At 38.2% G+C, this 19,048-nt stretch carries 20 protein-coding genes, 1 other RNA gene and 1 pseudogene; 17 read left to right on the forward strand and 5 right to left on the reverse strand.

The genetic code is table 11. The annotated features are described in order from the left end of the window. Positions 1 to 235 precede the first annotated feature (235 nt). Positions 236 to 1,019: pseudogene (locus ADH81_RS10700) on the reverse strand (IS30 family transposase). Positions 1,020 to 1,325: 306 nt separating this feature from the next. Between ADH81_RS10700 and comW the strand changes: the two are divergent. Both comW and ADH81_RS04385 read left to right on the forward strand, forming a co-directional pair. Further along, positions 1,326 to 1,562, forward strand: a complete 237-nt coding sequence (gene comW, locus ADH81_RS04380; protein ID WP_049526762.1) for a sigma(X)-activator ComW — start codon at positions 1,326 to 1,328, stop codon at positions 1,560 to 1,562. A 231-nt stretch (positions 1,563 to 1,793) separates the two neighbouring features. Next, complete coding sequence (locus ADH81_RS04385; protein ID WP_025171244.1) at positions 1,794 to 3,080, forward strand: adenylosuccinate synthase; 1,287 nt, start codon at positions 1,794 to 1,796, stop codon at positions 3,078 to 3,080. Positions 3,081 to 3,562: 482 nt separating this feature from the next. On the opposite strand, the gene ADH81_RS04390 is transcribed toward ADH81_RS04385, so the two are convergent. Beyond that, positions 3,563 to 4,102 carry a hypothetical protein gene (locus ADH81_RS04390; RefSeq protein WP_049526764.1) on the reverse strand — a complete coding sequence of 180 codons (540 nt, stop codon included), beginning with the start codon at positions 4,100 to 4,102 and terminating at the stop codon, positions 3,563 to 3,565. Between the two features lie 303 nt (positions 4,103 to 4,405). Here ADH81_RS04390 and tadA point away from each other — a divergent pair, with 303 nt between their 5' ends. From tadA to ADH81_RS04440, 11 genes are all read left to right on the forward strand, one after another. After that, positions 4,406 to 4,873, forward strand: coding sequence for a tRNA adenosine(34) deaminase TadA (gene tadA, locus ADH81_RS04395; protein ID WP_049503837.1), 468 nt, complete (start codon positions 4,406 to 4,408; stop codon positions 4,871 to 4,873). 32 nt (positions 4,874 to 4,905) lie between these two features. Beyond that, positions 4,906 to 5,003, forward strand: an RNA gene (ffs, locus tag ADH81_RS10490) — signal recognition particle sRNA small type. Between the two features lie 213 nt (positions 5,004 to 5,216). Further along, positions 5,217 to 5,660 carry a dUTP diphosphatase gene (locus ADH81_RS04400; protein ID WP_044020006.1) on the forward strand — a complete coding sequence of 148 codons (444 nt, stop codon included), beginning with the start codon at positions 5,217 to 5,219 and terminating at the stop codon, positions 5,658 to 5,660. A gap of 56 nt (positions 5,661 to 5,716) precedes the next feature. Then, positions 5,717 to 6,415 (forward strand): hypothetical protein, encoded by a 699-nt coding sequence (locus tag ADH81_RS04405; RefSeq protein ID WP_049526767.1) that lies wholly within the window; start codon positions 5,717 to 5,719, stop codon positions 6,413 to 6,415. Beyond that, entirely contained in the window at positions 6,408 to 7,793 is a 1,386-nt protein-coding gene (gene radA, locus ADH81_RS04410) for a DNA repair protein RadA (protein ID WP_080979273.1), read from the forward strand. The genes ADH81_RS04405 and radA overlap by 8 nt, the downstream gene beginning before the upstream one ends. 70 nt (positions 7,794 to 7,863) lie before the next feature. Further along, positions 7,864 to 8,559 carry a TIGR00266 family protein gene (locus ADH81_RS04415; protein ID WP_049526770.1) on the forward strand — a complete coding sequence of 232 codons (696 nt, stop codon included), beginning with the start codon at positions 7,864 to 7,866 and terminating at the stop codon, positions 8,557 to 8,559. 148 nt (positions 8,560 to 8,707) lie between these two features. After that, a complete protein-coding gene (locus ADH81_RS04420) occupies positions 8,708 to 9,202 on the forward strand; it encodes a beta-class carbonic anhydrase (RefSeq protein ID WP_049509169.1) in 495 nt (164 codons plus the stop codon). A 216-nt stretch (positions 9,203 to 9,418) separates the two neighbouring features. Next, a complete protein-coding gene (locus ADH81_RS04425; RefSeq protein WP_000010179.1) occupies positions 9,419 to 10,387 on the forward strand; it encodes a ribose-phosphate diphosphokinase in 969 nt (322 codons plus the stop codon). A 300-nt stretch (positions 10,388 to 10,687) separates the two neighbouring features. After that, complete coding sequence (gene abpA, locus ADH81_RS04430; protein WP_049526772.1) at positions 10,688 to 11,326, forward strand: amylase-binding adhesin AbpA; 639 nt, start codon at positions 10,688 to 10,690, stop codon at positions 11,324 to 11,326. A gap of 74 nt (positions 11,327 to 11,400) precedes the next feature. Beyond that, positions 11,401 to 12,240: a class B sortase, LPKTxAVK-specific gene (gene srtB, locus ADH81_RS04435; RefSeq protein WP_049509171.1), complete on the forward strand. Its 840-nt coding sequence runs from the start codon at positions 11,401 to 11,403 to the stop codon at positions 12,238 to 12,240. Positions 12,241 to 12,382: 142 nt separating this feature from the next. Then, complete coding sequence (locus ADH81_RS04440; RefSeq protein ID WP_049526774.1) at positions 12,383 to 12,820, forward strand: CoA-binding protein; 438 nt, start codon at positions 12,383 to 12,385, stop codon at positions 12,818 to 12,820. 173 nt (positions 12,821 to 12,993) lie between these two features. Here the strand turns inward: ADH81_RS04440 and ADH81_RS04450 are convergent, their stop codons facing one another. The 3 genes from ADH81_RS04450 to ADH81_RS04460 form a co-directional block, all read right to left on the reverse strand. Further along, positions 12,994 to 14,004 carry a YeiH family protein gene (locus tag ADH81_RS04450; RefSeq protein ID WP_049526776.1) on the reverse strand — a complete coding sequence of 337 codons (1,011 nt, stop codon included), beginning with the start codon at positions 14,002 to 14,004 and terminating at the stop codon, positions 12,994 to 12,996. Positions 14,005 to 14,467: 463 nt separating this feature from the next. After that, positions 14,468 to 14,821 (reverse strand): type II toxin-antitoxin system RelE/ParE family toxin, encoded by a 354-nt coding sequence (locus tag ADH81_RS04455; RefSeq protein WP_049526778.1) that lies wholly within the window; start codon positions 14,819 to 14,821, stop codon positions 14,468 to 14,470. Further along, positions 14,811 to 15,095, reverse strand: a complete 285-nt coding sequence (locus ADH81_RS04460) for a type II toxin-antitoxin system RelB/DinJ family antitoxin (protein ID WP_000213598.1) — start codon at positions 15,093 to 15,095, stop codon at positions 14,811 to 14,813. Before ADH81_RS04460 ends, ADH81_RS04455 begins: the two co-directional genes overlap by 11 nt. 693 nt (positions 15,096 to 15,788) lie before the next feature. On the opposite strand from ADH81_RS04460, the gene ADH81_RS04465 reads away from it, so the two are divergent. The 4 genes from ADH81_RS04465 to ADH81_RS04480 are packed head-to-tail and all read left to right on the forward strand — an operon-like array spanning position 15,789 to position 18,956. After that, positions 15,789 to 16,958 (forward strand): pyridoxal phosphate-dependent aminotransferase, encoded by a 1,170-nt coding sequence (locus ADH81_RS04465; protein WP_049526780.1) that lies wholly within the window; start codon positions 15,789 to 15,791, stop codon positions 16,956 to 16,958. Further along, the gene (recO, locus tag ADH81_RS04470; RefSeq protein WP_049509320.1) at positions 16,955 to 17,725 is read left to right on the forward strand and encodes a DNA repair protein RecO; all 771 of its coding nucleotides are present in this window, start codon (positions 16,955 to 16,957) and stop codon (positions 17,723 to 17,725) included. Before ADH81_RS04465 ends, recO begins: the two co-directional genes overlap by 4 nt. Next, positions 17,722 to 18,714, forward strand: a complete 993-nt coding sequence (plsX, locus tag ADH81_RS04475; RefSeq protein ID WP_049526781.1) for a phosphate acyltransferase PlsX — start codon at positions 17,722 to 17,724, stop codon at positions 18,712 to 18,714. Before recO ends, plsX begins: the two co-directional genes overlap by 4 nt. A 5-nt stretch (positions 18,715 to 18,719) precedes the next feature. Then, entirely contained in the window at positions 18,720 to 18,956 is a 237-nt protein-coding gene (locus ADH81_RS04480; RefSeq protein WP_049526783.1) for an acyl carrier protein, read from the forward strand. Positions 18,957 to 19,048 lie beyond the last annotated feature (92 nt).

The following is a 19,048-nucleotide window of genomic DNA, read 5'->3' on the forward strand; positions in this document are numbered from 1 at the left end:
CAGTTGGTAGTAGCGCATGACTGTTAATCATGATGTCGTAGGTTCGAGTCCTACTGGCGGAGTATGTAAACGTTCTAAGGAACGTTTTTTATTTATCTTTCAGGGGTCATCTTGATCCTTTTTTTTTATTTAGCTCTTTATTAATATTTAATATTTTTTATAAGTTTGTTAGATTTGAGTGTTTTATTTTAAGTCTTTTTAATGAGATAAATTGCTAGAATAAGTGCAACATTTACTAGAACTCATTTACTAGAGCTTTACAAGAAGTTCTGTAAGCTAAACATTTTCGTGGTTGGTGCTTGATATCATATAAGGATTTGTTCAAAATCTTATCAGAGATAATGGCTAAATCTGTTTTCTTAAGGTTTTAAGAGTTTCTTTTGGAAATATCCTACAAAGTTGTTCGATGGCTGAAAACATGGCTTTGGCTGTTCTATCTGGTATATTGAAAGTTAAGTAAAAGCGATTTTACAGCTCCAGGAAGGTCGCTAAACTGCCCTTGCTTTTGCCTCTGGAAGTCGATCATCTCCCAGTGACCAAAACTCTCACGAATTCGGATCTCTTTAGGACGTTTAGCAATCGGCGTGTCAATCCTAAATGTTTGACGTGTTTCTTTGGGTTGTCAAGTTTTTCCTTTACGACGAAGGACTCTTAAATCTAGATCAATCAAACCTGCATTGAGCCAGTTATAGATGGTTTTAAAAGCTACTATTAGCTTTTGTATAGGTTGATAGGGGTTATAAATCTGTTCAGGCGACTAGGAAGATTTTAATCAGTTCTCAATTTAACTTTTTCAATTTTGGTGTTAAACAAGACTTCCGGCCCTTTTGCTTAGCTCTGTGGTTGTACTGTTTCTGTGCTAAGACTGCGGAATAACCATTTTAGCATTGTATTAACTCTCTTAAAATGGTAGACTTATGGACGCCAAGTTTACTTGCAATTTGGCAGGGTTTCAAACCTAAATCCAAGTAAGTTTCTATCTTTATTCGGTCAGTTATGGTAGGATGGGAGTAGCTCATAGTTTTTCCTCGGGTTCTGTTTGTGTGGTTACCTACAGTTTACACCAATGATACGCTATGAGTTTTTTGTGCAATATATTTTACAATTTATCTAATAAAATAAACTAGAATAATTCCTACAGTGATTTCCTTTCATTACAGAAATTTTAGATTTTTTTTGAAATGTAGGATTGTTGAGCTGAACTGTTAATTTTTTTATCTGTTATTTATTTGAATATTCATTATAGTACATGATAGAAGTATCTTCCCTGGTTCTTCTATTTTTTTGTTATACTCATTTTATCAATAGAAATGGAGTCAAATAAAATGATTGAACAGATTTATGAACAATATCTTGATTTTTATGATGTTATTGAAAAGGAATATAGTAACTTAATAGATAATGATTTAGAATGGGAAGTTTTTCATCTTCGATTTTTACTCTATTATTTAGCTCGGTACAAGTTTGATATTATGCATCCTTTATTTTCTTACCACTATAGAGTTTGCTACCGTTTGTACATTGAACAGCTATTGATTTCAAATGACTGGGTTGGGGGATAATTTATAATTTTCATATTTCCGAACGATTTTATAGTTTTTTCTTTTCATAATATAAATTTACAATATTTTTTTAATATTAATTTTCTAATTTTCTCTAATTCCCTAATGTTTCTGGTCTTTGGTCTTGAAAAAATTGAGAATCTTTATTATAATAAATTGTAAGATATAATTGCAGGTGAGATTCCTGCCATGTATGTGAGAAAGGAAGAGCCTAAGGGCTCAGACAAGATTATGACTTCAGTTGTTGTTGTAGGTACCCAATGGGGTGATGAAGGTAAAGGGAAGATTACAGACTTCCTTTCAGCTAATGCAGAAGTGATTGCGCGTTACCAAGGTGGTGATAATGCTGGTCACACAATTGTGATTGATGGAAAGAAATTTAAGTTACACTTGATTCCTTCTGGAATTTTCTTCCCTGAAAAAATTTCTGTCATTGGGAATGGGATGGTTGTAAATCCTAAGTCACTTGTGAAAGAGTTGAGCTATCTTCATGATGAAGGTGTTACAACAGATAATCTACGTATTTCTGATCGTGCGCATGTTATTTTGCCGTACCACATCGAGTTAGACCGTCTGCAAGAAGAAGCTAAGGGTGAAAATAAAATTGGTACTACTATCAAGGGTATCGGACCAGCTTATATGGATAAGGCTGCTCGTGTTGGAATCCGTATTGCGGATCTTTTGGATAAAGAGATTTTCCGTGAACGTTTAGAACGCAATCTTGCTGAGAAAAATCGTCAATTTGTGAAATTGTATGATAGCGAACCTATTTCATTTGATGATATTTTTGAAGAATATTATGAGTATGGCCAACAAATCAAGCAATATGTAACAGATACTTCTGTTATCTTGAATGATGCACTTGATAATGGCAAACGTGTTCTTTTTGAAGGTGCACAAGGGGTCATGTTAGATATTGACCAAGGGACTTATCCGTTTGTTACTTCTTCAAACCCTGTTGCTGGTGGTGTGACGATCGGTTCAGGTGTTGGTCCAAGCAAGATTGACAAGGTTGTAGGTGTATGTAAAGCTTATACAAGTCGTGTTGGTGATGGTCCATTCCCAACTGAATTGTTTGATGAAGTGGGAGAACGCATTCGTGAAGTAGGTCATGAGTATGGTACTACAACAGGTCGTCCACGTCGTGTAGGTTGGTTTGACTCAGTTGTGATGCGTCATAGTCGCCGTGTTTCTGGCATTACAAATTTATCTTTGAACTCTATCGATGTTTTGAGTGGTTTGGATACAGTTAAAATCTGTGTTGCTTATGATCTTGACGGTCAACGCATTGACTACTATCCAGCTAGTCTTGAACAATTGAAACGTTGTAAACCTATTTATGAAGAATTACCAGGTTGGTCAGAAGATATCACTGGAGTACGTACTTTGGAAGATCTTCCTGAAAATGCACGTAACTATGTTCGTCGTGTTAGCGAATTGGTTGGCGTTCGTATCTCTACTTTCTCAGTAGGTCCTGGTCGTGAACAAACAAATATTTTAGAAAGTGTTTGGTCATAAGAGATTTTTTAAGATTTGTTTAAGATAGTTCAGCTATACTGTAGACAGTTACAAGAAGACCTCCTAACTTGTTGTAACAAATATCCTAAACTTTTCTTTTTCATAATAATCTCCCTATAAAGTCACCGCATTCGGTGGCTTTTTTTGTCAGTTTCTAAGTCATATTTGGGTGTCTTCTTGAAAGTATCATATGAAGAAAAAAACAGTGGACATTAAGTCTCTAGATTAAGTCTTGATTTGGTAGCCCCAAATCTACGAGTTTTCAACATTTTGGTAGATTAGTTAAGGTTGTGAATGGAGAAAAGAAGTTTTGGTAAAAGGAGCTTTTTGAATTGGAAAATACCAACAAATCGTTCAGTTGGCTAACACATCAAAGGCTCATAACTTAAGCAAAAATGAGGTTGGGATTTCTGATCCCAGTCTCTTCAGTGAACTATTTTCTTGAGAATTTGTAAGTTAGACAAACTTGAATTTTTTCTGAATCAGCTTACTTGATTATCTGATTTATCACTTTGAAATTGCTTCATTTCATGCATAAAAGCATCTGCCTTTAGTTTATCTGTGATGATACTGACACTTTTTAGCTTATTTATTTTTTTCTCATGTAATGCCACACAAATAGGATTTTTAATTTTTATGGTTAACTTTACACAGTTAAAGGGACGCCTTTTAATGGTTAGTTGTTCAATATCTTGAAGTTTAAATTGATAATGTAATACGCTGTGACCTCTATTGCTATAGGTATAATACTGAACAATATTGTTTTTATAAATTTCTAATTTTACTCCATTTATGAAGAGATAATACCCCATAAACCATATAAGGAGGGGAGCATAAATCAGCGCTACCGCTATAACAATCTTGTCTGCAAAATCAGTATTGTAAGTCATCAGACGCTTCAGAATCCAGAGAATCATAACAGATATAGATATCATGGATGGTCCCCCTACTCTATTAAATGTATCTTTATATGGAAACATCAAGGTAAGTTTTGGTTCATCCTGTAAAAATTCTAATTTCATTATTTACCCTTTCATCTTGTTTATTATTTAAATCTCAGTTTTTTCTTTTTTTGGAGAGTTATAATTAAAAATGTTCTAACAGAATTGGATATTCTGTGTCAATTGTTTCCATTACTCTCAGTTCATGATTTCTAATTTTACTCTTAATTTTGCCAGTATTATACTCTTTTTATAACATTATTTCTACTAACTAGAGATTGAATAATATCTAAAGTTAGTTACTGCAAATATTATAGAGCTCTTTTTTTGTCTAGAAAAACATGCTATAATGATAGAATTGATAGGCGAGAAAAGAGAGAAGCTATGGATTATACAGTTGAAGAAAAAGAAGCATTTATGAGAGAGGCCTTAAAGGAGGCGGAGATTGCTTTAGAGCATGATGAAATCCCAATTGGTTGTGTGATTGTCAAGGATGGAGAAATCATTGGTCGGGGGCACAATGCACGTGAGGAGTTACAACGTGCGGTCATGCATGCGGAAATTATGGCCATTGAGAATGCTAATCTGAGGGAAGAGAGCTGGCGCTTGCTCGACTGCACACTTTTTGTTACTATAGAGCCCTGCGTTATGTGTAGTGGGGCGATTGGGCTTGCTCGTATCCCTAAGGTAGTTTATGGGGCTAAAAATCAGAAATTTGGTGCAGCTGGAAGTCTGTATGATATTTTGACAGATGAGCGCCTCAATCATCGTGTAGAGGTTGAAACAGGGATTTTAGAGAGTGAATGTGCAGGCATTATGCAGGAATTTTTCAGAAATCGACGGAAAAAATAATTTCTCTTTTAAAATCTTTGGAAATGTGGTATAATAACTAATGGAGCAACAGTTCTGCGTGAAGCGGGTCAGGGGAGGAATCCAGCAGCCCTAAGCGATGTGAATTGTGTGCTCTTTTTTTGTGCTTTAAAGAAAATAGTTTAAGTATGGCGAAATAGGAATGAGTTTGTTAATAAAAGGGAAAATAAGGGACATTTGAAATATCTTTAAATTTTTTTGTATGATTTTATTGTTTGCTTTTTGATAGGACACTTTTCTTTATTTTATATAGAAGATTTTTCGTGCTTTTTTCGAATAAATAAGATAAAATAGCCTAGAATAAAAGATTAAAAAGAGGAATAATATGAAAATTCGTGGTTTTGAATTAGTTTCTAGCTTTACAGATGAAACTTTGTTACCTAAACGTGAGACAGCGCATGCAGCTGGATACGACTTAAAGGTTGCGGTTCGTACGGTTATCGCTCCAGGAGAGATTGTTCTCGTCCCAACGGGTGTTAAGGCTTATATGCAGCCGACAGAGGTTCTCTACCTCTATGATCGTTCTTCAAACCCTCGTAAAAAGGGCTTGGTTTTAATTAACTCAGTTGGGGTTATTGATGGGGATTATTATGGAAATCCTGGAAATGAAGGGCATATCTTTGCGCAGATGAAGAATATCACAGACCAAGAGGTTGTTCTTGAAGTTGGGGAACGTGTGGTTCAGGCTGTTTTTGCACCATTTTTAATCGCAGATGGAGATGAGGCAGACGGCGTGCGGACTGGTGGATTTGGATCAACTGGGCACTAAGATGAAGTCTTTGGGAGTCGAGAGACTTTTGATAGAAAAGAAAATGTTGGAGAAGTATGTCTGGATTATATTTTGAAGTGAGATCAAGGTTAAGGCGAGAGTTTAACTGGTGGGAAGACATAGGGTTCAAATTTTTTGAAGTTGTTCTACTTTTATTACTAATAAGTTTTATTATGGATTTAGTATCTTCTAATTCATATGTTACAATTACAGATCTTTCAAAAATATTAATATATTTTTTAATTTATCGTAGTTTCGTAATATTTAGAAAAAATAAAGTAATAAACATTGCAATACAATATAAGCAAAATAACATTTTAACTCTAGAAGATATTGATGAGCTTTTAAAAGAAATTAAAAAATCAGTCAATTCTACTAGAGATTTAATAAAATGGGGAATGGGAATTTTTGCAACAATTACAATTGCTTTTTTATCCATTGCTTCAACATTATTTTCAAAAATAATTGATTTATTAACGAAAAATATTTCAGAAACAGAACTATTAAAATATTTCAAAGAATTATCAATTGAAACTATAATAATAGAATGGATAAAAGTTCTATTTTCAATTTTGATTATAGTTGTTGTATTCTTGTTGGTTATATATATCATATTAGATTTATTCACTTATGATAGAAGATTTGTTTATAATATTTTAATAAATTTTCAGTATAATGCTTTTCAAACAGGAGAGATAAAACAAAAAAGATTTTGGACATCGTTGAAAGAAATATTTTTTATAGATTATTTTTAATAGAAAGAGGTTTATCATCGCAAAGAAAAAAGCGACATTTATATGTCAAAATTGTGGGTATAATTCCCCTAAATATCTAGGACGTTGTCCAAACTGTGGGTCTTGGTCTTCTTTTGTAGAAGAGGTCGAGGTTGCAGAAGTTAAGAATGCCCGGGTATCCTTGACAGGTGAAAAGACCAAACCCATGAAACTGGCGGATGTGACCTCTATCAATGTCCATCGGACCAAGACGGAGATGGAGGAATTCAACCGTGTACTTGGAGGCGGAGTCGTACCAGGAAGTCTTGTCCTTATCGGTGGGGATCCTGGGATTGGGAAATCAACTCTGCTCTTACAAGTCTCAACCCAGCTGTCTCAAGTGGGGACAGTCCTCTATGTCAGTGGGGAGGAGTCTGCTCAGCAAATCAAGCTACGAGCAGAGCGCTTGGGTGATATTGATAGTGAGTTTTATCTCTATGCTGAGACCAATATGCAGAGCGTGCGGGCAGAAGTGGAGCGCATTCAACCAGACTTCCTCATCATCGACTCTATCCAGACCATCATGTCTCCTGAGATTTCTGGAGTTCAAGGTTCTGTGTCTCAGGTGCGTGAGGTGACTGCAGAACTCATGCAGCTGGCCAAAACCAATAACATTGCCATCTTTATTGTAGGGCATGTGACCAAGGAAGGAACCTTGGCGGGTCCTCGTATGTTGGAGCATATGGTGGATACGGTTCTTTACTTTGAAGGGGAACGCCACCATACCTTCCGGATTCTAAGAGCGGTCAAGAACCGTTTTGGTTCGACAAATGAGATTGGGATTTTTGAGATGCAGTCGGGCGGATTGGTTGAGGTACTCAATCCTAGTCAAGTTTTCCTAGAAGAACGTTTAGACGGAGCGACCGGTTCGTCCATCGTGGTGACTATGGAAGGGACGCGTCCTATTCTTGCGGAGGTTCAAGCCTTGGTAACACCGACTATGTTTGGAAATGCCAAGCGGACTACAACAGGCCTTGATTTCAATCGTGCAAGTCTGATTATGGCTGTTTTGGAGAAACGTGCAGGGCTTCTCTTGCAAAATCAGGATGCCTATCTCAAATCTGCTGGTGGTGTCAAATTGGATGAGCCTGCCATTGACCTAGCTGTTGCGGTTGCTATTGCTTCAAGCTATAAGGACAAGCCAACCAATCCTCAGGAATGTTTTGTAGGAGAATTAGGTTTGACTGGAGAAATTCGGCGCGTAAATCGTATCGAGCAACGGATCAATGAAGCAGCGAAACTTGGTTTTACAAAAATCTATGTACCGAAAAATTCCTTGACTGGAATCAAATCACCTAAAGAAATTCAGGTGATTGGAGTGACCACTATTGGAGAAGTCTTGAAAAAAGTATTCTCCTAATAGTTGTACTCAGGTTTAGATTACTAATTATTTTATTGCTAACATTTATTAAAACAAGGAGGAATTTCTGATGAAATTTTCTATGGACAGTCATATGCAATTTCCTTTGGTAGAGTTGTCACTCAATCAAGAAGAAACCGTCTATATCCAGCGAGGTAGCATGGTCTACCATACACCCAATGTAAGTCTAAACACCCAGCTCAATGCCAGCGGTTCTGGTTTGGGACGTTTTGTCAAAGCTGTAGGACGTTCAATGGTTTCTGGCGAAAGTACCTTTATCACGCAAGCTGTTGCTGAGTCTGACAACGGCAACCTTGCTTTAGCACCAGATACTCCTGGTCAAGTGATTGCTCTCGAGCTAGGAGAAAAGCAGTATCGATTGAATGATGGAGCCTTTCTAGCTCTTGATGGTACAGCTTTCTATACAATGGAGCGCCAATCTATTGGGAAAGCTCTTTTCGGGGGTCAAGGTGGTCTTTTCGTAATGACTACTCAAGGTCAGGGAACGCTTTTGGCCAATGCTTTTGGCTCTATTAAGAAAATTGAGCTACAAAACCAAGAAATAACCATCGACAATGCCCATGTGGTAGCTTGGAGTCAATCTTTGGACTATAATATCCACTTAGAAAATGGCTTCTGGCAGTCTATTGGTACAGGCGAAGGAGTGGTGAATACCTTCCGAGGTACCGGTGAGGTCTATGTACAAAGTCTCAATCTTCAAAGCTTTGCAGGCTCTCTTAACAAGTATATTCAAAAAGGTTCATAATAATAAAAAAACTAGGGCAGAAACCCAAGCTAGAAGCTGGATGTCTCTGTCCTGGTTTTTTAATAGGGAGGTTGACAGCTGACAAATACTCTTAAAAATGATAAGATAGGAGAAATATTTGATTATCAAATTTTTAAAGGGGGAAATCGTGTCGTATTTTGAACAGTTTATGCAAGCCAACCAGGCTTATGTTGCCCTGCATGGGCAGTTAAATCTGCCAATCAAGCCGAAAACAAGAGTAGCCATTGTGACTTGTATGGACTCACGTCTGCACGTTGCACAAGCTTTGGGGTTAGCACTTGGAGATGCTCACATTTTACGGAATGCGGGCGGTCGAGTGACAGACGATATGATTCGCTCACTCGTGATTTCTCAGCAACAAATGGGAACAAGAGAGATTGTGGTTCTTCATCATACAGACTGTGGTGCTCAGACATTTCAAAACGAAGAGTTTCAAGAACATTTAAAAACTGAATTAGGGGTTGATGTCTCGGGTCAAGATTTTCTCCCTTTTCAAGACGCTGAGGAGAGTGTTCGTGAGGATATGCAGTTACTTCGAGAATGCCCATTGATTCCAGATGATGTGGTTATTTCAGGGGCTGTTTATGATGTAGATACAGGCAGTATGAGAGAGGTATACTAACTTTTCCTTTGTGAGTTCCTATCTTCCCATGAGATAGAATGTCTAAGTTGTCACATTTCAGCTTGAATATAAGGAATATAAATGAGCACAAGACAAGGGGATAAATGTCCATTCTTGTCTTATTTTTTATTGAAAAATCAAGAAAAAAGCGCTACAATGGTAGTTGGAAAAATGTTGTGAAAAAACACAAGTGATACATAAATACTGGAGGAAATCATGTCTTTTTCTGATTTAAAGCTGTTTGCCCTTTCTTCAAATAGAGAATTGGCAGAGCGTGTGGCGCAAGAGATTGGGATAGAGTTGGGAAAATCGACTGTACGTCAATTTTCAGATGGAGAAATTCAAGTTAATATCGAAGAATCGATCCGTGGAAAACACGTCTTTATCCTACAATCAACTAGCTCACCTGTAAATGACAATCTGCTAGAAATTTTGATTATGGTAGATGCTTTGAAACGCGCCAGTGCAGAATCTGTCAACGTTGTTATGCCTTACTATGGCTATGCACGTCAGGATAGAAAAGCGAGAGCGCGTGAGCCAATCACTTCAAAACTTGTGGCAAATATGCTAGAAGTGGCTGGAGTGGATCGTTTGTTGACGATTGACTTGCATGCTGCACAGATTCAGGGATTCTTTGATATTCCTGTCGATCACTTGATGGGTGCTCCTTTAATTGCAGACTACTTTGAGCGTCGTGGCATGGTTGGTTCTGACTATGTGGTTGTCAGTCCGGACCATGGTGGGGTGACTCGTGCTCGTAAATTGGCAGAGTTTTTGAAAACTCCGATTGCCATTATTGATAAACGTCGTAGCGTGGACAAGATGAATACCAGTGAAGTGATGAACATCATTGGTAAGGTAGAAGGCAAGACTTGTATCTTGATTGACGATATGATCGATACAGCTGGAACTATTTGCCATGCGGCGGATGCTCTTGCAGAAGCTGGTGCTGTCGAAGTTTACGCAAGCTGTACGCACCCAGTTCTTTCAGGGCCTGCTATGGATAATATCCAGAAATCAGCTATTAAAAAATTGGTTGTTTTGGATACTATCTACCTACCAGAAGAGCGATTGATTGATAAGATTGAGCAAATCTCTATTGCACATCTCTTGGCGGATGCTATCATCCGTATCCACGAAAAACGTCCTCTATCTCCATTATTTAGTATTGAGAAAAAAATCTAACGAATTCGTTGGATCAGACAAAACTCCTAACAAAGTGAAAGGCCTTGTTGGGAGTTTTCTTAATTAGATCAGGAAAATGTGAAAATTTCACTAATTGTTCGTTTTTTAGTCCATTTTTTCCCTTAATCTTTCGAGAATATTGCTTGTTTTTTAAGAATATAATAAATTTTACTCGTTTTTTACCAGAAATTTTAAAAATAGTTTAAGAAAAAGCTTGACAACTTAAATATATGTGATATAATTTGAGGTAATAAGGATTATCCTTATAATTAAAATTAAACTTAAAGAGGAGATAAAACAATGAAAAAAGTTTTATTGGCATCAGTAGCAGCTCTTGCAGTATTCTCAGCAGCAGCTCCAGTTTTTGCACAAGGAGAAAACCCAGCTTCTTCTAACCAATTGATCCAAAAGAAATATGTTTCTGAACGTGATATTGCAGATCAAGCTTATGCATACGTAGAAGCTCACCCAGAAGATATCGCAGCAGCTGTTGAAAAAGAACCTTCAGTGATTGCAGCTCGTGCAGAACTTGCTAAAGCTCAAGCAATCGTTGGTCACACTCATGAAAAAGCTGTAGCAACTGCTAAAGCTAACCTTGATGAAGTTTTGGCTGACGCAACAAATTCACAACGTAACCGTGCAATCCAATACTTGCAAGAAACATACCGTAACGCAGCTAAAGCTCAAGGTAACTACTGGAACGACCCAACTGGTGTTGAAGATAACAAACCTAACCCAACTCGTATCGCTGAAGACCAAGCTAACCAAACAGGTACAGCTGCATCAGCTGACCAAGCAGCAGCTGATCAAGCTGCAACTAAACCAGAAGATGGTAAACCAGGTGCAGCAGACCAAGCTAAAAAAGCAGACGCTGCAGCTAAAAAAGCTGGAGCAAAAGAAGCTAAAAAAGCTCTTCCAAAAACACACGCTGCTAAATAATTTTATTTAAAAAGTAGCCAATCACTGAAACTTGGTTTCAGTGATTTTTTTGGTAAAAAAAGAGGGAGGAAAAGATGAGTAGACGTTCTACGACAAAGAAATCACCAATTACTAAAATAATTGCTTCAATCGTTGCAGTAGCTATCGTTGCTTTGGGAGGCTTCTTTATCTATAAAAGCTTCCTAGCTCCAAGTGGAGATAAGCAAAATGATGCAAAGGTTACTCAGGAAGCTCCAAAACAAGCCTATACTGCTAGCGCAGAAGAAAAGGAATACCTCGCAAATAAATTTAAAGGCTTGCTTGCAACAAACTCTGAGACGGTTGGTTACGTATATATTCCTGGTACCCAGTTAGATGAACCAGTTGTTCAAACAACGGATAATGCGACTTATTTAGATAAGCGCTTTGATGGCGTTAATGAGCCTTTAATGGGGGCAGTCTTTATGGACGCCGATAACAAGAAGGATTTTAGCGATCGATTGACTTGGTTATTTGGTCACGCTCGTGGTAGTAAAGTGGCTGACCACCGTATGTTTAAAGATGTGAATTACTTCAGTCGCCAAGAATATTTTGATGCACATCCTTATGTAGTCATTGAAACTCCAGAGAGAAAGTATTATTATGAAGCTGTTGCTATGATTATTGTTCCAGAAGAAACAGCTTTTTACCGTACTTCTTTTGATGATGATGCGGATTTTGAGAAACAGCTAAATATTATTTATGATACTGCAGAGGTTAAGAAACCAAATGTTAAGGTATCAGCTAAGGATAAATATCTTGTTCTTTCTACTTGTCGTGAAGAAGATGATACGATTCGTGCCAATCTCTACCTTCGACAAATTCCTGACTCAGAGATGAGTGACTTTGTCAAACAACATGGAGAAAGCCTTCAGTATAAACCAACAAGAGAATAATCTTTAAATAAAATTTTTATGAATCCTCCTCAAATTGAATGAAATTGTTTAATTTTGGGAGGATTTTTTGATTTTTGTTTTTATAGTAAACTTCTGCAAACCCTTTCAAAATATGCTATACTGATGAAAAAGGAGGATTTTTATGACTCAAGAATTTATCAATCCAAGTGATGGCGTGATCCGTCAGTATTTAGCAAACAGTAAGACTCTAGCAGTAGTAGGCTTGTCTGATCGTGAGGAAACAACGAGCAATCGAGTGACCAAGGAAATGCAGGCTCGTGGCTATAGAATCATACCAGTAAACCCTAAGGCTGCAGGTGGGGAAATCTTGGGAGAAAAGGCTTATGCTAGTCTAGCTGAGATTCCTTTCCCTGTAGATATCGTCAATGTCTATCGTCGTAGTGAATTTCTGCCTGATGTAGCACGTGATTTTCTCAAGGCAGATGCTAAGATTTTCTGGGCGCAACTAGGACTTGAAAGTCTAGAAGCGGAAGAAATCTTGCGTTCTGGAGGTTGCGATGATATCGTGATGAATCGTTGTATCAAGAGAGAACATACACGCTTAATACTTGAACAATAAAAAGGTAGCTTGCGGGCTACCTTTTGTGTTATACTCAATGAAAATCAAAGAGCAAACTAGCCGCAGGTTGCTCAAAACACTGTTTTGAGGTTGCAGATAGAACTGACGAAGTCAGTAACCATACCTACGGCAAGGCGACGTTGACGTGGTTTGAATTTGATTTTCGAAGAGTATTAGAAAATACCGATAAGGGTCTGCATCCCGAGACTAGTCAGGATGATGGCAATCCAGCAGAGGGAGCCAAGAAGAATGGATTTACCGCTGGACTTAATCATAGCAATGAGATTGGTTTTGAGGCCGATAGCGCTCATGGCCATGATGATGAGGAATTTAGATAGTTGTTTGAGAGGTGCAAAGAAGCTATTGCTGACACCGAAGGAAGTAAGGACGGTGGTTAGCAGAGAAGCTAGGATGAAGTAGAGAATGAAAACAGGGAAGATTTTTTTTAGTTTTACCCCTTGGTTGTTTCCTTGTTGACGACTTTGCCAGTAAGAGAGGAAGAGAGTGATAGGGATAATAGCTAGGGTACGGGTCAATTTGACAATGGTGGCAGCTTCGAGAGTATTGGACTGGTAAAGACTATCCCAGGCGCTGGCAGTGGCTGTTACAGAGGAAGTATCATTGACCGCAGTTCCTGCAAAGAGAGCAAAACCTTCGTTGGAAAGATGGAGCCAAGAACCTAGAGTTGGGAAGATAAGAGCTGCCAAGACATTGAAGAAAAAGATAACAGAAATGGCTTGTGCGACTTCTTTTTCCTTGGCATGGATGACAGGAGCAGTCGCTGCAATGGCAGAACCGCCACAGATAGAGGAACCAACACCGATCAAGGTAGCTAGCTTTGTATCTAGGTCAAAAAAGCGCTGGAAAAGGTAGGCTATAATCAAGGCTATAGAAATGGTAGATAGAATGACAGGGAGCGAAGATTTTCCTACTGCAAAAACTTGAGAGATATTGAGCCCAAAACCAAGCAAGATAACTGCATACTGAAGCAATTTCTTGGAGCTGTAAGTCAAACCAGCATCTAGTTGTTTATAGGAAGTGAGAAATGGGTGGAGAATCATGCCAATAAAGATGGCAAAAACAGGTGCTCCCACAACAGGCAGAAAGCCTCCTAGAACCCAAGAGATGATAGAAATGATCAGACAGGCTAACAGTCCTGCCCAATTTTTTGATAGAAATGACATAAAAACCTCCGAAAATAAATACTCCTTATTATAATCTTATCTCGAAGAAAAGTAAAGTTTAATAATTATTTGACAAGTTTCTCTCATTATGTGATTAGAACTGTAACGAAGTCTTGGCAAAAACAGAAATACCAGAGGTGAAGCTCTGGTATTTCTGTTTGTCTAGTCATATTAAAACTAAACTCAGGTTATATTTTTTTGTCGCGCTTGTCTAGCCACTTTCTGACTACCCACTCAGAAATGACATTACCGATCTAGTAATCAATAATGGTGCTAGAATAGTTGTAACGAAGATTAGCAAAACCGTATTTTACAAAGGTATACTCTGTAATATTTAAATCCTTATTAAATCAACGTTTCTAAAGAAAAAGTAGCTGTAAAATATTATATATACAGCGTACTGTTAAACCAAGACGGTACCAAAAATTAAGGTTTCGGAGCTTATAAAATAAAGAAAGATGTCTCAATCAGTTGAGCTTCTTTTATTACCATTTTGTAGCAAAGTGACATAGTCGCTTTTTATGTGGAATAGGTGAGATAAAAAAACAGTGTTTTGTTTTTGGTCGATGAAGTAGAGTAAGACATACTGACCGATAATTTTTCCTCGTGTAGGGTACTTACTATTAATCTTTATACCAATTTTTTCATCGGCGTCAAAACCAGCCTCAGGAAAGACTTCTAAACTTTTTAAGCCATCTAAAATTTTACCCACAGTATTTTTAGCAGACTGAGATGATAAAAGAACAGTAGTGATGTAATCATGAATACTGTCAATAGCTTGGCTCACTTCATCAGAAATAATTACTTTATAAGCCATAGCGTGCCCTCATACTGTCTAGGGAAGTCCCTTTTCCTGCTTCATACTCTCTTAAGGCTCGTTCGGATTGAGCTTGTAATTCCTCAATCAACTGTTCACGGTGTAAATCTTCTGCAGTCTTGATTGGCAAGTCCTGTTCGAGGACAATCTGCTCTATAAAAAGAGTGATAGCATCCGTCATGGTCATTCCTTTTTCCTTGATAATGGCTCTAGCTTGTTCCATTGCTAACTCATTGATTTTAAAATTGTATTGCTTAACAAGTGATGTAGTCATGGTATATCTCCGTTCTATATCGTGTATATCCAGTATAAATTTTTTGAACTTTTTTTGCAAGAAAAAAACTCTTGAATATACTCCAAGAGTGAAACGAATAGGACCAGTGGTGGAGCGGGTTCTTTACAGCCTAAAGCTGAAGGTAGTGCCGAACCTGAACCTGAATCATCAGCAACCTTTGAGCAAACTGTTACCAGTCACTCGACATCATCTTATCCTTAGTTATAAGTTTAGGATAGATAAGAGATAGTGTCAACAATAATTCTTATTACAACCATCTGTCCTGTACCTTTGTTTGATTTTCTTGTTTTTGAATAAATTGTCTGACTGTATCTTTCAAATGTTTCTGCAATTCAAGAATCTGACTAAATTCATTTAAACTAGCCTGATTATCTTCGTTTACTTTTTTTTGTGATCTGATTTATATTGACCCCTATCCGATTTATTTCCTTACGCAACTTCTCAATACTTGTCGAAAATCTCCTAATACGTTGTCATATTCGGCTTACCTAACTTTAGTTATGCTTTCACCTCGATTCCTAGTTTCATGAGATTTTCATTGAGTATTCTAAAAACATAGTGTTGTAATGAATTTAAATGAACATACATCAGTTGCTTATGCTAGTGTGATTTTGCGGTCAGAGAGCTTTTGTAGTATAATAGACATATGTCCTTTAAGCAAGGAGGGTATCTATGGACTTAACCAAGCGATTTAATAAACAATTAGATAAGATTCAAGTTTCCTTGATTCGTCAGTTTGACCAGGCTATTTCAGAGATTCCTGGGGTTCTACGTCTGACATTGGGAGAGCCTGACTTCACAACTCCAGACCATGTCAAGGAGGCGGCTAAGCGAGCCATTGACCAAAATCAATCCTACTATACAGGGATGAGTGGTTTGATGACTTTACGCCAGGCAGCTAGTGATTTTGTAAGAGAAAAATACCAGCTCGACTATAATCCAGAGAATGAAATCTTGGTCACAATTGGTGCGACAGAGGCTCTATCAGCTACTTTGACAGCTATTTTAGAAGAGGGTGACAAGGTTCTCTTGCCAGCTCCTGCCTATCCTGGTTATGAACCAATTGTTAATCTAGTTGGTGCAGAGATTGTCGAGATTGATACGACTGAGAACGGTTTTGTCTTAACTCCTGAAATGCTAGAGAAAGCTATTATCGAGCAAGGTGATAAGCTCAAGGCAGTTATTCTCAACTATCCAGCTAATCCTACAGGAATTACCTATAGTCGCGAACAGTTGGAAGCCTTGGGAGACGTTTTACGTAAGTATGAGATTTTCGTTGTCTGTGATGAGGTCTATTCAGAATTAACCTATACAGGGGAAAATCATGTATCGCTAGGCACTATGCTGAGAGATCAGGCTATTATCATCAACGGTCTATCCAAATCCCATGCTATGACAGGTTGGCGTTTAGGCTTTATATTTGCTCCAGCAAATTTCACAGCCCAGTTAATCAAGAGTCATCAGTACTTGGTCACTGCCGCAAATACCATGGCTCAACATGCTGCGGTGGAAGCCCTGACGGCTGGTAAGAACGATGCAGAACCCATGAAGAAGGAGTATATCCAACGTCGGGACTACATTATCGAGAAGATGACTGACCTTGGTTTTGAGATTATCAAACCAGATGGTGCTTTTTATATCTTTGCTAAGATTCCAGCAGGCTATAATCAAGATTCCTTTGCTTTTCTGAAGGATTTTGCTCAGAAAAAGGCTGTTGCCTTTATCCCTGGTGCAGCTTTTGGTCAATATGGAGAAGGTTATGTGCGCTTGTCTTATGCGGCTAGTATGGAAACCATCAGAGAGGCTATGAAACGTCTTGAGGAGTACATGAGAGAAGCATGATTCAGTCTATTACGAGTCAGGGGTTGGTGCTCTACAATCGTAATTTTCGTGAGGATGACAAGCTAGTCAAGATTTTTACAGAGCAGGTCGGTAAGCGCATGTTTTTTGTCAAACATGCCGGTCAATCCAAACTGGCTCCAGTTATTCAACCTTTGGTGCTGGCTCGTTTTCTTTTACGAATCAATGATGATGGGCTTAGTTATATTGAAGACTATCATGAGGTGATGACCTTTCCAAAAATCAATAGTGATCTCTTTGTCATGGCCTATGCGACCTATGTGGCAGCTCTGGCAGATGCTAGTTTGCAGGACAATCAACAGGATGCTCCCTTGTTTGCTTTTTTACAAAAGACTTTAGAGTTGATGGAAGAGGGTCTGGATTATCAAGTTTTGACTAATATTTTTGAAATTCAGATTTTGACACGTTTTGGGATCAGTCTTAACTTTAATGAGTGTGTTTTTTGCCATCGGGTAGGTCAGGCCTTTGATTTTTCTTTCAAATATGGCGCTTGCTTATGTCCTGAGCATTATCATGAGGATGAGAAACGTTGTCATCTGAATCCAAACATTCCCTATCTGCTCAATCAATTTCAAGCTATTAATTTTGAGACTTTAGAGACTATTTCTCTCAAGTCTGAAATCAAGCAAGAATTGCGTCAGTTCATGGATCAAATTTATGAAGAATACGTAGGAATTCACCTAAAATCAAAGAAATTTATTGATTCCCTAGCTGATTGGGGACAATTACTAAAAGAGGAAGACAAATGAAAAAAATCGCAGTAGATGCAATGGGTGGGGATTACGCACCACAGGCAATTGTTGAGGGTGTCAATCAAGCTCTTGCTGACTTTTCAGATATTGAGATTCAACTTTACGGAGATGAAAGCAAAATCAAGCAATATCTAACAGCTACAGAACGCGTCAGCATTATCCATACAGATGAGAAGATTGACTCAGACGATGAGCCAACAAAAGCCATCCGTAAGAAGAAAAATGCTAGCATGGTATTGGCGGCCAAGGCTGTCAAATATGGTGATGCTGATGCCGTGCTCTCTGCAGGAAATACCGGTGCTTTGCTAGCGGCAGGATTTTTCATCGTTGGTCGCATCAAGAATATTGACCGACCTGGACTTATGTCAACTTTACCAACAGTTGATGGGAAAGGTTTTGACATGCTAGACCTCGGTGCCAATGCAGAAAACACAGCCCATCACCTTCATCAATATGCCATCTTAGGTTCTTTCTATGCTAAAAATGTTCGTGGAATTGCAAAACCACGAGTTGGTTTGCTCAACAACGGGACAGAGAGCAGCAAGGGGGATCCACTCCGCAAGGAAACTTATGACTTACTAGTAGCTGATGAAAGTTTGAACTTTATCGGTAATGTGGAAGCGCGTGACTTGATGGATGGCGTTGCAGATGTTGTCGTGGCAGACGGTTTCACGGGAAACGCTGTGCTAAAATCCATCGAAGGAACAGCCATGGGGATCATGGGCTTGCTTAAAAATGCTATTACAGGTGGTGGACTTCGAGCAAAACTTGGTGCTCTTCTTCTTAAGGATAGTCTTAGAGGTTTGAAAAAGCAACTCAACTATTCAGATGTTGGGGGTGCAGTCTTGTTTGGTGTTAAGGCGCCGGTTGTTAAGACTCATGGCTCAAGTGATGCCAAGGCTGTGTATAGTACGATTCGTCAGATTCGTACTATGCTAGAAACAGACGTAGTTGCTCAAACTGCGCGTGAATTTTCAGGAGAATAATATATATGACAGATAAAGAAATTTTTGACCGTGTCGTGACCATTATCCAAGAACGTCAAGGGGAAGACTTTGTAGTCACAGAGACCTTGAGCTTGAAGGATGATTTGGATGCTGATTCGGTAGATTTGATGGAATTCGTACTAACCATTGAGGATGAATTTGGAATCGAAATTAGTGATGAAGAAATCGATCACCTCCAAAGTGTGGCAGATGTATTGAAAGCCATTAAAGATAAAATCTAACATAAAGCAACATGCAAGTCATGTTGTTTTTTTATTTCTCGAGAAAAGATAAGATTTTGAAGTTTTATAGTCGAGTTTACGAATAAAGAGAT

This window comes from Streptococcus pseudopneumoniae (genome assembly GCF_001072925.1).
GTDB classification, from domain to species: Bacteria; Bacillota; Bacilli; order Lactobacillales; family Streptococcaceae; genus Streptococcus; species Streptococcus pseudopneumoniae_Q.

Excerpts from the sequence above, each read along its gene's own strand:
- comW (WP_049526762.1), top strand. The coding sequence starts at position 1,326 with ATGATTGAACAGATTTATGAACAATATCTTGATTTTTATGATGTTATT.
- ADH81_RS04385 (WP_025171244.1), top strand. The coding sequence starts at position 1,794 with ATGACTTCAGTTGTTGTTGTAGGTACCCAATGGGGTGATGAAGGTAAA.
- ADH81_RS04390 (WP_049526764.1), bottom strand. The coding sequence starts at position 4,102 with ATGAAATTAGAATTTTTACAGGATGAACCAAAACTTACCTTGATGTTT.
- tadA (WP_049503837.1), top strand. The coding sequence starts at position 4,406 with ATGGATTATACAGTTGAAGAAAAAGAAGCATTTATGAGAGAGGCCTTA.
- ADH81_RS04400 (WP_044020006.1), top strand. The coding sequence starts at position 5,217 with ATGAAAATTCGTGGTTTTGAATTAGTTTCTAGCTTTACAGATGAAACT.
- ADH81_RS04405 (WP_049526767.1), top strand. The coding sequence starts at position 5,717 with ATGTCTGGATTATATTTTGAAGTGAGATCAAGGTTAAGGCGAGAGTTT.
- ADH81_RS04415 (WP_049526770.1), top strand. The coding sequence starts at position 7,864 with ATGAAATTTTCTATGGACAGTCATATGCAATTTCCTTTGGTAGAGTTG.
- ADH81_RS04425 (WP_000010179.1), top strand. The coding sequence starts at position 9,419 with ATGTCTTTTTCTGATTTAAAGCTGTTTGCCCTTTCTTCAAATAGAGAA.
- abpA (WP_049526772.1), top strand. The coding sequence starts at position 10,688 with ATGAAAAAAGTTTTATTGGCATCAGTAGCAGCTCTTGCAGTATTCTCA.
- srtB (WP_049509171.1), top strand. The coding sequence starts at position 11,401 with ATGAGTAGACGTTCTACGACAAAGAAATCACCAATTACTAAAATAATT.
- ADH81_RS04440 (WP_049526774.1), top strand. The coding sequence starts at position 12,383 with ATGACTCAAGAATTTATCAATCCAAGTGATGGCGTGATCCGTCAGTAT.
- ADH81_RS04450 (WP_049526776.1), bottom strand. The coding sequence starts at position 14,004 with ATGTCATTTCTATCAAAAAATTGGGCAGGACTGTTAGCCTGTCTGATC.
- ADH81_RS04455 (WP_049526778.1), bottom strand. The coding sequence starts at position 14,821 with ATGGCTTATAAAGTAATTATTTCTGATGAAGTGAGCCAAGCTATTGAC.
- ADH81_RS04460 (WP_000213598.1), bottom strand. The coding sequence starts at position 15,095 with ATGACTACATCACTTGTTAAGCAATACAATTTTAAAATCAATGAGTTA.
- ADH81_RS04465 (WP_049526780.1), top strand. The coding sequence starts at position 15,789 with ATGGACTTAACCAAGCGATTTAATAAACAATTAGATAAGATTCAAGTT.
- recO (WP_049509320.1), top strand. The coding sequence starts at position 16,955 with ATGATTCAGTCTATTACGAGTCAGGGGTTGGTGCTCTACAATCGTAAT.
- plsX (WP_049526781.1), top strand. The coding sequence starts at position 17,722 with ATGAAAAAAATCGCAGTAGATGCAATGGGTGGGGATTACGCACCACAG.
- ADH81_RS04480 (WP_049526783.1), top strand. The coding sequence starts at position 18,720 with ATGACAGATAAAGAAATTTTTGACCGTGTCGTGACCATTATCCAAGAA.